Below are 10,247 nucleotides of genomic sequence, written 5' to 3'. Positions count from 1 at the left end.
GGCCCTTTGATAGAAGGAAAACCGGAAAGCACGCGCCATCTTCGTTGATCCACCCCTTCCCGACCCCGTCATGACGCGAATCCGTGAACACGGCATCCGCGTGGTGGGAGACGTGCATGGTGATCTCAACGCTTTCCGCCACGCCACAGCCACGGACCGCTTCGTCATCCAGCTTGGCGACCTCGTGGATCATGGGCCCGACAGCGCGGGCGTGATGGAGTTGATGCTCGAACTGCTGGAGCGTCAGCGGGGCCTGTTCATCCTCGGCAACCATGACCGCAAGCTCGGCCGTGCCCTTGAAGGGCGGCGCCTGAGGCGTGATCCGCCCCTTGAGGAAACGCTGCGTCAGATTTCGCTGCCCGAATATGAGGGCCTTCCCGAACGCGCCTACCGGGCGATCGACCAGGCCCCGACATGGCTGCGGATCGGACGGTCCCTGTTCGTGCACGGGGGATTCCATACGGCCATGCTGTCCCTGTCTCCCCTGCCGGGGCTGGGCGAGATGTCCGCCCCTCTTTCCCGAGCCCTTTTTGGCGAAACCACCGGCCGCATGCAGCCGGATGGCTATCCCGAGCGCCGCCTGACCTGGATCAACCGCATCCCCGAAGGGATGACGGTCTATGTCGGCCATGACCGCCGTTCGACCGACGGCCGCCCCTGGCGCCGTACGGGACGTCTGGGCGGCACGGCCGTCTTTACCGATCTTGGTGCCGGAAAAGGCGGCCATCTTGCATGGATCGATCTGAATGAACCCTAAATCCTCCTCAACACCCCGCAATCCCGATCCGGCCGGCTCTGATCCGGCCCGTGCCGAACTCGAACGCCTGCGCGCGAGCATCGACAACATTGATGCCGCCCTGATCCACATGCTGGCGGAACGCTTCCGCTGCACGCAGGAAGTCGGAAAACTCAAGGCGCGCGCCCATCTGCCGCCTGCCGACCCATCCCGGGAGACGCGGCAGATCGAACGCCTGCGCCAGCTTGCGCGCGATGCCCATCTCGATCCCGATTTTGCCGAAAAGTTCCTGGCTTTCGTCATCCGTGAAGTCATCCGCCATCACGAAGCCATTGCCGCCAATGCCCGCAAGGCGTCGGAAAACTGATGTCGCCGCGCCGCCTCCTGCTTCTGCGACATGCCGAGGCAACACCGCATGTCCTGACACAGAGCGGCGACCGCGCCCGTGCCCTGACCCCGAAGGGACAGGAGCAGGCCGCGAGCATCGGCAGACAACTCTCCCAACTGGATCTGCCACGGCCCATACAGATCCAGTGCAGCCCCGCCACGCGCACCCGGCAGACCGCCCAAGCCGTCCTCGACGCCCTGGGCAATACGCCAGCAACCCTCACGATCGACGACAGTCTGTATTCCGCAACGGCGGATGATCTCTACGGTCTCGTTCACGCCACGCCCGAAACCGTCCAGACCCTGCTGCTCGTCGGTCACAATCCCACCATCGGCGACTTCGCCTGTGACCTTCTCGGCCCCGCCCTTCAGAACGCGGCGTTTTCTGCCCTCAACCGGGGTTATCCGCTGGCGGGTCTGACGGTCCTCGACATTCCGGTCCCCTGGCTGGATGTCCGCCCGTCCACGATTGAGCCTCTCAGACTTCTGCAACCCTGAAATATCTTCCGAAGGGCGTCTCTGGACATAAAAAACCTTTCGGAGGTAAAACAGAATAATATCCTTACCCTTCAGGCCGGTTATCACCTTCATGTCCGAAAAACGTTCCGCCACCTTTGGTCTCGATGGCCTCAGCCGCCAGTTTCCACTTCTGGAAGGGACAATCGGTCCGGGCGTCGTGGACATGCGGGCGCTCTCCCAGAAAACGGGCGTGTTTTCCTTTGATCCGGGACTGGGCAGCACGGCCACCTGTTCAAGCGCCATCAGCTATATTGATGGCGACAAGGGTGTCCTCCTCCACCGCGGTTACCCGATCGAGGATCTGGCTCTCAATGCCAGCTTCACGGAAACCGCGTATCTGCTGCTCTATGGCGAACTGCCGACCGCCACGCAGTATCAGGCCTTCCGCACGGACATGAACACTCACCGGCTGCTGAACGAGCAGATCCGGAACTTCTTCAACGGCTTCCGCCGCGATGCGCACCCCATGGCGATCCTGTGCGGGACGGTTGGCGCACTCTCGGCGTTTCATCATGACGGTCTGGACATTTCGCAGCCCGAAGCCCGGGATCTTTCGGCCCGCAGGCTGATCGCCAAGGTCCCGACCATCGCCGCCTGGGCCTATAAATATTCCATCGGCGAGCCGTTCATCTATCCCGATGAGGAAATGTCGTTCTCCGAGAACTTCCTGCACATGCTGTTTGCCCGGCCGGGCAATCATTACCGGGTCAATCCGGTGCTGGCACGTGCGATGGACCGCATCCTTCTGCTTCATGCCGATCATGAACAGAATGCCTCCACGACGACCGTACGCCTCGTTGGCTCAACCGGCGCCAATCCCTATGCCTGCATTGCGGCCGGCATTGCGGCCCTCTGGGGACCGGCGCATGGGGGCGCCAACGAGGCAGCCCTGGGCATGCTGGAAACCATCGGCACCCGCGAAGGCATTCCGGCCTTCCTCGAGCAGGTCAAGAACCGCAATTCCGGCGTCCGCCTGATGGGCTTTGGTCACCGCGTCTACAAGAACTTTGACCCACGCGCGAAAATCCTTCAGGCGACCTGCCATGAAGTCATTGAGGAACTGGGCCTCAAGCGCGACCCCCTGCTGGATCTGGCCATGGAGCTGGAGCGTGTGGCCACCGAGGACGACTATTTCGTCAGCCGCCGCCTCTATCCGAATGTGGATTTCTATTCCGGACTGATTCTCAAGGCTCTCGGGATTCCCAAGAGCATGTTCACCGTCCTGTTCGCGGTCGCGCGAACGGTCGGGTGGGTCAGTCAGTGGAAGGAAATGATCGAGGAACCGTCCGTGCGGATCAGCCGCCCGCGGCAGCTCTATATCGGGCCGGCGGAGCGGGGTTTCATCCCGATGAGCGAGAGGAGCTGAGGCTCCTCCGCAACGTTTTCAGCAGTCGCAGCCCGGCGTCTGGCCCCGGGCCTGACGGACGACGTGATGATCGATCCATTCGGCCACAAGCCGTCTTGCCTCTTTCACGGAGGATTCGGGATGATGGATACGATACAGCGTCGTGCATGCCGCAAAGGCCTGCATGTCCGGCTGGCCGACTTCCCGCAGTTCCTGATAGGCCGTCACAACAGCGCGTTCGCATTTCCGGCCGATCCGGCTGGTCTCTATGCTCACTTCTGATCCTGCCGTAAATGAGAATGAATATCGATATCTCTCCCTAGAACTCCCGGGCGTCGCATGCAAGCACGAAGATCAATGCGGCCGAAGACAGTGACAGGCGTGATTAAAGTTCATGCGCCTCCCAACCCATCCATATTACCCCTACCCTTCCCGGCGACAGGCCGGTAAACCACGAGAAAACGACGTCAGCGGAGACAAGTATGACCCAGTTCGCCGAAAGCCCGATGGCGGGCCGTACCCAGTGGGACCGTGACGCGGCCCTCACCACGGCCCGCATCCTGCTTGAAATCAAGGCCATCAACTTCCGCCCCGAAGAGCCCTACACCCTGACGTCAGGCTGGAAGTCCCCGGTCTATATTGACTGTCGCAAGATCATTTTCTTCCCGCGCGCCCGCACCAAGATCATGGAACTGGCTGTTGAGAAGATCGGCCGTCATATCGGCTATGAAAGCATCGACGCCGTCGTGGGTGGCGAAACCGCGGGTATTCCGTTCGCCGCCTGGATCGCGGACCGGATGATGACGCCGATGGCCTATGTCCGCAAAAAGCCCAAGGGTTTCGGTCGTAATGCCCAGATCGAAGGTGATGTGCCCGAAGGCATGCGCACCCTGCTGGTCGAGGACCTGACGACGGACGGCGCCTCCAAGATCCGATTCGCCAATGCCCTGCGTGATGCAGGCGCCATCGTGAACCATACCTTCGTCGTCTTCTTCTATGGCGTCTTCCCCGGCGCCCACAAGACGCTGGCGGACATGGACATTTCGCTCCATTCGCTCTGCACCTGGTGGGACGTTCTGGAAGCCTGCGCCGGTGGGGACTACTTCTCCGAAAAAGACAGCGCCGAAGTCCGCCGCTTCCTTGAAGACCCGTGCGGCTGGTCGAAAAAGCATGGCGGCGTGAGCAGTGCGGAAGAAGCGCTGGCTCTCAAGGCCAAAGCGGAAGCCTGATGAACACTGGCGCATTCGTGCCAGCCGGCCGGAGTCTGGTCTTTGACTCCGGCATTGGCGGGATGGGCGTCGTGCAGGCCCTGCGCGATCTCCTTCCCGCCCTCCATATCGACTATCTCGCCGATACGGCTCTCTTTCCCTATGGCGAACAGCCGGATGACCTGCTGACCTCCCGGATTGTCAGCCTTCTGGTCTCTGCCTGCAACAACCTTCAGCCCGATGTGCTGGTCATCGCCTGCAACACTGCCAGCACGATTGCCCTTCCTGCCCTTCGGGAACAGTTGAAGATTCCCGTGGTCGGATGCGTCCCCCCGATCCGCTGGGCCGGGCGCGTCTCGACAAGCCGGGTCATCGGTCTGCTCTCAACGTCCGCGACCGCGCGACGCCCCTACATCCTCCAGCTTCACCGGGACTTCGCATCAGACTGTCGCCTGATCACCCATGGTGCCCGCCGGCTGGCCGATCTCGCAGAGCGCGCCTTTCTGGGCGAAGCCATCGCAGATACAGACATACAGCACGAACTGCACTGTCTCTTCAGCCAGCCTCATGGCGATGAAATCGACACGGTCGGCCTGGGCTGCACCCATTACACATTCCTGATGGACGCCTTCGAGCGCCTGTCACCAGCAGGCATCACCTGGCTGGACCCAGCCCCCGCCGTTGCCCGACAGGTCAGGACGGTTTTGCAGACTGCCGAAGACCTGTCTGAAGCAGCGCAGACGGGGAGGCTTCTCATGACCCGGGCGCCCCATGAAGCACCAAGGCTGGAAGCGGCGGCAAAGCGGCTCGGTTTTAATCAATGGGAGCTGTTCACGGCTCCCGTCCTGCAAAAAGCGGAAGCCTGAAGAGAACGCCCCGCCTGTTAAAGACAGGGCGTATCAGAGCACTTCAGCGGGCGCGATCAACGGTGTACTGGACCGTCTCGATCATCAGGCGGCGCAGTTCACTATCCGGGAAAATGGACAGCGCCTCGACAGCCTCGGCGGCATAGACCTGCGCGCGGGCGATGGTCGTGGCAATCGCACCGGTCTTCTCAATCAGATCCAGCGCGTGCGGCAGATCGGCTTCCGTCTGCTCACCCTTCTCGATCACACGCTCCCAGAACGCCCGGTCCTCGGGAGAACCTGCTTCATAGGCCGCGAGCACCGGCAGCGTGATCTTGCCTTCGCGCATGTCATCGCCGACCGTCTTGCCGAGGATCTGCTGATCGGCTGCGTAATCGAGCGCATCGTCCACAAGCTGGAACGCCATGCCCAGATTGGTCCCGAACCGGTCCAGCGCCACTTCCTCTTCTTCCGGGCGATCCGCGACAACTGCACCGACGCGACAGGCCGCAGCGAACAGGGCCGCCGTCTTGCCGTGAATGACTTCCAGATAGCGTTCGACCGGCGTGGACAGGTCGTTCTGCGTCACCATCTGCAAGACTTCACCCTCGGCAATGGTTGCCGAGGCATCAGACAGGATCGCCATGACCTTCAGCGACCCGTCCGCCGTCATCAACTGGAACGACCGCGCGAACAGGAAGTCGCCCACCAGAACGGAAGCCTTGTTGCCGAAAACCGCATTGGCCGACGCCAGACCACGACGCAGGTTGCTTTCATCGACCACATCATCGTGAAGCAGCGTTGCGGTGTGAATGAACTCCACACAGGCCGCCAGACCGACATGACGCTGGTTTTCCGGAGTCGACTGATAGCCACACAGACGGGAGGATGCGAGCGTCAGCAGCGGCCGCAGACGCTTGCCACCGGCTGCGACAAGATGGGCGCCAAGCTGCGGAATGAGCGGGACCGGGCTCTCCATCCGCGCGATGATCGCACGGTTGCAGGCCTGCATGTCCTGTTCCAGGTAGGCGGACAGAGCGGAAAGGGCACTCTCGCCCCCTGCATCCCTGACCACAGCTTTCTCAACGGTCGCAGAAACGTCCGGTGCGGCAGAATCCAAGGGTCATTACTCCAGTTCCCGCAACGGACCCGGAGACTGGCCCAGGACCGCACGGGCACGATATGATGTGGCGTGGCCCGCTTCTTTCTCTCCTGTCGCGGGAAGAACGAACGGGCCATGTAACGCCGGACGACAGGTTGGAAAGACCATATGAGCGGCAGCAGGAAGACGGTCAACCCATTGCAGCCCCCGAAGTCCCTCCCCGATGGCTCATTTGCAACCCCTTCGCCCCTGTGGGAGGAAGGATCTCTGCTGGGTGGACGGGTCCGCTACGACCAGTTCACCAAGGGCTACCGGACCGGACTTGAGCCGGTCCTGATGGCGGCCTCCATTCCGGCCCGGGCGGGGGAAACGGTTCTGGAGGGTGGATGTGGCGCAGGTGCCGCACTGCTGTGTCTTTCAGCCCGCATTCCGGGCGTGCACGGAGTCGGACTGGAGTCCGATTCCGAAACGCTGGAACTGGCTGAACGGAACATCCGGAGCAATCCGTCTGCGGAGAACACTACGAGGCTCCAGCTCCTTCAGGCCCATCTGCCCGATATCCCCCGCAGTCTGCGTGTACTCACGCCGACTGCGAACGGACGTTTCCATCATGTCATGGCGAACCCACCCTGGCACAGCCCACATGGCACGCCTTCCCCGGACAGCCGTCGCCGCCTGGCCCTGAGCGCGGAAACAACTGCTCCGGAAGAATGGATCCGAGCCCTGACGAAATGGGTCCTGCCAGGCGGGACACTGACATTTGTCCTGTCCACCGCCGTTGCGGACCGGGCCTGTCAGACCCTGCTGGAAAATGGATGTGGTTCGATCCAGTTCTACCCCTTCTGGCCCAGACAGGGACGTGAGGCGAAACTGGTGCTGGTCCGTGCGGTCCATGGCGGTCGCGGGATCTTCCGACTGCGTGCCGGATTGATTCTGCACGAGGCAGACGGCCGCTTTACTGCTGCGGCCGAGCGCGTCCTGCGTGACGGAGAAGCCCTACCCGAAGGCTAGGACCTCTCCAGACGACGGATCTTAGCTGAAAACGTTGCCTTCGAACGCTTCTTCCCAGGTTCCGGACGTGGACGCACGGGAATATTCCGTCGAACGGTTCTCGAAGAAGTTGGCGTGTTCGACAGCATTCAGCATGTCGTCGATCCAGGGCAGCGGGTTGTTTTCCTGCCCATAGATCGGGTCCAGACCGAGCTGCGTCAGGCGGCGATCAGCGATAAAGCGGATATACGCCTTCACGTCGTCGGACGACATGCCCTCGACCGGACCCATTTCGAACGCCAGATCAATGAACGCGTCCTCATGCTCGACCGTCGTGCGGCAGACCTGCGTGAGTTCCTCGCGGAAATCAGCAGTCCACAGTTCCGGGTTCTCGCGGATGAACGTGCGGAACAGGCGGATCATGGACAGGCAGTGCAGCGTCTCGTCACGCACCGACCAGGACACGATCTGCCCCATGCCCTTGAGCTTGTTGAAGCGCGGGAAGTTCAGCAGGATCGCGAAGGATGCGAAAAGCTGGAGCCCTTCCATGAACGCCCCGAAGGCTGCCATGGTCTTGGCGATTTCACGCTTGTTGTCGATGTTGAACGACTGCATGAAATCGTATTTGTCCTTCATCTCCTTGTACTTCAGGAAGGCCGAATACTCGGTCTCAGGCATCCCGATGGTATCAAGAAGATGGGAATACGCGGCGATGTGGATCGTCTCGATATTCGAGAACGCGGACAGCATCATCAGCACTTCAGTCGGTTTGAAAACCTGGCTGTAATACTTCATATACGCGGAGTTCACTTCCACGTCCGACTGGGTGAAGAAGCGGAAGATCTGCGTCACCAGATGACGCTCGGCTTCCGTCAGCGTCCGGTGCCAGTCCTTCACATCATCGGCCAGCGGCACTTCCTCCGGCAGCCAGTGGACGCGCTGCTGGGTCAGCCAGGCGTCATAGGCCCAGGGGTAGCGGAAGGGCTTGTAGACCGGGTTGGCGGTCATCAGGTCGAAATGCTGCTCGGCCTGATGACCGGTGGTCGGGGTCGTGTCGCTCATGATCGCGTCCTTTCGCATCCCGCCATTACTGGCAGGACAGGCACTCTTCGTAATCGCCGCTGCTCATCTCGCCGCGCGGGGCGGCCTGAGCCGTGGCTTCGTATTTCTCGTCTTCCAGAATATCGCTCTTCACCGCCAGCGTGGACACCGCATCGGCGCGCTGCACGGACAGGGAGCGGCAGTAGTAAAGGGACTTCAGGCCCTTTTTCCACGCCTGGAAATGGATCTGGTGCAGGTCACGCTTGTGAACGTCGGCCGGCAGGAACAGGTTTACCGACTGCGCCTGACAGATGAACGGTGCACGATCGGCAGCGTGTTCGACAACCCAGCGCTGATCGAGTTCGAACGCCGTCTTGAATACGTCCTTCTCGTCCTGCGTCAGGAAGTCGAGGTTCTGCACGGAACCCTTGTTCAGCGTGATCGCCGACCAGACTTCATCCGTATCATAGCCGCGCTCTTCCAGAATTTTCTTTAGGTGACGGTTGCGGACCGAGAACGAGCCCGAAAGCGTCTTCTGCAGGAACACATTCGCGCTGATCGGCTCAATGCCGGGGCTGGCATTGCCCGTGATGATGGAAATCGAGGCGGTCGGCGCAATGGCGAGCTTGTGCGAGAAGCGCTCCATGAAGCCGTATTCCTCGGCATCCGGGCACGGACCACGCACTTCCGCCAGATGCTTTGACGCGGCGTCGGCCTGCTTGCGGATATATTCGAAAATCTTCCGGTTCCAGACCTTCGCCATCACGGACTCGAACGGAATCATCCGGGCTTGGAGGAAGGAATGGAAACCCATCACGCCCAGACCGACCGAACGCTCACGGGCGGCGGCGTATTTGGCACGCGCCATGTCGTCCGGCGCACGGTCAATAAAGTCCTGCAGCACGTTGTCGAGGAACAGCATCACGTCCTCGATGAACTGCGGGTCATCCTTCCACTCGTCCCAGGTCTCAAGATTGAGCGAAGACAGGCAGCACACCGCCGTGCGGTTCTTGCCGTGATGATCGATGCCGGTCGGCAGCGTGATCTCGGCGCAGAGATTGGAGGTCTTCACTTCCAGCCCGGCCAGCTTGTGATGCTCCGGACGGGCGCGGTTCACATGGTCGGAATAGATGATGTAGGGCTCGCCCTGTTCCATCCGTGCCGTCAGGATGCGGATCCACAGACCACGCGCCGAAACCTTGCGGATCGTGCTGTGATCCTTCGGCGACAGCAGTGCCCATTCCTCATCCGCCTCAACCGCACGCATGAAGGCATCCGTCACCAGAACGCCATGATGCAGGTTCAGCGCCTTGCGGTTCGGATCACCACCCGTCGGGCGGCGCATCTCGACGAATTCTTCCACTTCCGGATGCCAGACCGGCAGATACACGGCGGCCGAACCACGACGCAGGGAGCCCTGCGAAATCGCCAGTGTCAGGCTGTCCATGACGCGGATGAAAGGGATGACGCCGGACGTCTTGCCGTTACGGCCGATATTTTCACCAATGGACCGCAGATTGCCCCAGTAAGACCCGATTCCGCCGCCCTTGGACGCCAGCCACACATTCTCGTTCCACAGCCCCACGATTCCCGAGAGGCTGTCCTCAGCCTCGTTCAGGAAGCAGGAAATCGGCAGACCGCGCTCGGTGCCACCATTGGACAGCACGGGCGTGGCCGGCATGAACCAGTGACGGGAAATGTAGTCATAGATCCGCTGTGCATGGCCGGCATCCGCGCCGTAATAGGACGCCACACGCGCAAAAAGCGACTGATAGTCCTCACCCGGCAGCAGGTAGCGGTTGTTCAGCGTCGCCTTACCGAAATCCGTCAGCAGGGAATCGCGCGAGCGGTCCACCCGCACGGCATGATGGCCCGGAAGCTGGACGACATCGTCGAACATGTCTGCGGAATCGGCTTCACCCGGAAGCGGCGCCTCGCCGATGGGATGGTCACCAATGGGATGATCTAGGGGCGGACGCACATCATGCGGGCGGTCGGCCTTGTCGGACACGTCCATCGTCACGTCATGAAGGGTCATTGCTCTCTCCGCCGGGCATCTATTTCTGGTATCTCG

General features: G+C 61.3%; 11 protein-coding genes. 7 read left to right on the top strand and 4 right to left on the bottom strand.

The annotated features are described in order from the left end of the window. The first annotated feature begins 70 nt into the window (after positions 1–70). The 4 genes from ABF859_RS04360 (at position 71) to ABF859_RS04345 (ending at position 3,008) form a co-directional block, all read left to right on the top strand. Positions 71–757, top strand: coding sequence for a metallophosphoesterase (locus tag ABF859_RS04360; protein WP_415526479.1), 687 nt, complete (start codon positions 71–73; stop codon positions 755–757). Next, complete coding sequence (locus ABF859_RS04355; protein ID WP_415526477.1) at positions 747–1,103, top strand: chorismate mutase; 357 nt, start codon at positions 747–749, stop codon at positions 1,101–1,103. The genes ABF859_RS04360 and ABF859_RS04355 overlap by 11 nt, the downstream gene beginning before the upstream one ends. Then, on the top strand, positions 1,103–1,621 hold the full coding sequence (locus ABF859_RS04350; protein ID WP_415526475.1) for a SixA phosphatase family protein: 519 nt from the start codon (positions 1,103–1,105) through the stop codon (positions 1,619–1,621). The genes ABF859_RS04355 and ABF859_RS04350 overlap by 1 nt, the downstream gene beginning before the upstream one ends. Positions 1,622–1,712: 91 nt before the next feature. After that, positions 1,713–3,008: a citrate synthase gene (locus ABF859_RS04345; RefSeq protein ID WP_415526473.1), complete on the top strand. Its 1,296-nt coding sequence runs from the start codon at positions 1,713–1,715 to the stop codon at positions 3,006–3,008. A gap of 18 nt (positions 3,009–3,026) precedes the next feature. Here ABF859_RS04345 and ABF859_RS04340 read toward each other — a convergent pair whose 3' ends face one another. Further along, on the bottom strand, positions 3,027–3,263 hold the full coding sequence (locus ABF859_RS04340) for a hypothetical protein (RefSeq protein ID WP_024716776.1): 237 nt from the start codon (positions 3,261–3,263) through the stop codon (positions 3,027–3,029). Between the two features lie 206 nt (positions 3,264–3,469). Here ABF859_RS04340 and ABF859_RS04335 point away from each other — a divergent pair, with 206 nt between their 5' ends. Both ABF859_RS04335 and murI read left to right on the top strand, forming a co-directional pair. Beyond that, positions 3,470–4,216 (top strand): orotate phosphoribosyltransferase, encoded by a 747-nt coding sequence (locus ABF859_RS04335; RefSeq protein WP_041112205.1) that lies wholly within the window; start codon positions 3,470–3,472, stop codon positions 4,214–4,216. Further along, positions 4,216–5,061, top strand: coding sequence for a glutamate racemase (murI, locus tag ABF859_RS04330; protein ID WP_415526471.1), 846 nt, complete (start codon positions 4,216–4,218; stop codon positions 5,059–5,061). The genes ABF859_RS04335 and murI overlap by 1 nt, the downstream gene beginning before the upstream one ends. Positions 5,062–5,104: 43 nt before the next feature. Here the strand turns inward: murI and ABF859_RS04325 are convergent, their stop codons facing one another. Beyond that, positions 5,105–6,160, bottom strand: a complete 1,056-nt coding sequence (locus tag ABF859_RS04325; RefSeq protein ID WP_415526469.1) for a polyprenyl synthetase family protein — start codon at positions 6,158–6,160, stop codon at positions 5,105–5,107. A gap of 150 nt (positions 6,161–6,310) precedes the next feature. Between ABF859_RS04325 and ABF859_RS04320 the strand changes: the two genes are divergently transcribed. After that, entirely contained in the window at positions 6,311–7,153 is an 843-nt protein-coding gene (locus ABF859_RS04320; protein ID WP_415526467.1) for a tRNA1(Val) (adenine(37)-N6)-methyltransferase, read from the top strand. Between the two features lie 21 nt (positions 7,154–7,174). On the opposite strand, the gene ABF859_RS04315 is transcribed toward ABF859_RS04320, so the two are convergent. Next, entirely contained in the window at positions 7,175–8,194 is a 1,020-nt protein-coding gene (locus tag ABF859_RS04315) for a ribonucleotide-diphosphate reductase subunit beta (protein ID WP_415526465.1), read from the bottom strand. 25 nt (positions 8,195–8,219) lie between these two features. After that, positions 8,220–10,073 (bottom strand): ribonucleoside-diphosphate reductase subunit alpha, encoded by a 1,854-nt coding sequence (locus ABF859_RS04310; protein ID WP_415526675.1) that lies wholly within the window; start codon positions 10,071–10,073, stop codon positions 8,220–8,222. Positions 10,074–10,247: the final 174 nt, after the last annotated feature.

Origin of the sequence: Gluconobacter sp. (assembly GCF_047722525.1) — a bacterium.
Classification (GTDB): Bacteria; Pseudomonadota; Alphaproteobacteria; order Acetobacterales; family Acetobacteraceae; genus Gluconobacter.
This window is presented reverse-complemented; position numbering and strand designations above follow the sequence as displayed.

Coding starts and splice junctions, on each gene's coding strand:
- ABF859_RS04310 (WP_415526675.1), bottom strand. CDS start 10,073: ATGTTCGACGATGTCGTCCAGCTTCCGGGCCATCATGCCGTGCGGGTG.
- ABF859_RS04345 (WP_415526473.1), top strand. CDS start 1,713: ATGTCCGAAAAACGTTCCGCCACCTTTGGTCTCGATGGCCTCAGCCGC.
- ABF859_RS04320 (WP_415526467.1), top strand. CDS start 6,311: ATGAGCGGCAGCAGGAAGACGGTCAACCCATTGCAGCCCCCGAAGTCC.
- ABF859_RS04315 (WP_415526465.1), bottom strand. CDS start 8,194: ATGAGCGACACGACCCCGACCACCGGTCATCAGGCCGAGCAGCATTTC.
- ABF859_RS04360 (WP_415526479.1), top strand. CDS start 71: ATGACGCGAATCCGTGAACACGGCATCCGCGTGGTGGGAGACGTGCAT.
- ABF859_RS04335 (WP_041112205.1), top strand. CDS start 3,470: ATGACCCAGTTCGCCGAAAGCCCGATGGCGGGCCGTACCCAGTGGGAC.
- ABF859_RS04355 (WP_415526477.1), top strand. CDS start 747: ATGAACCCTAAATCCTCCTCAACACCCCGCAATCCCGATCCGGCCGGC.
- murI (WP_415526471.1), top strand. CDS start 4,216: ATGAACACTGGCGCATTCGTGCCAGCCGGCCGGAGTCTGGTCTTTGAC.
- ABF859_RS04350 (WP_415526475.1), top strand. CDS start 1,103: ATGTCGCCGCGCCGCCTCCTGCTTCTGCGACATGCCGAGGCAACACCG.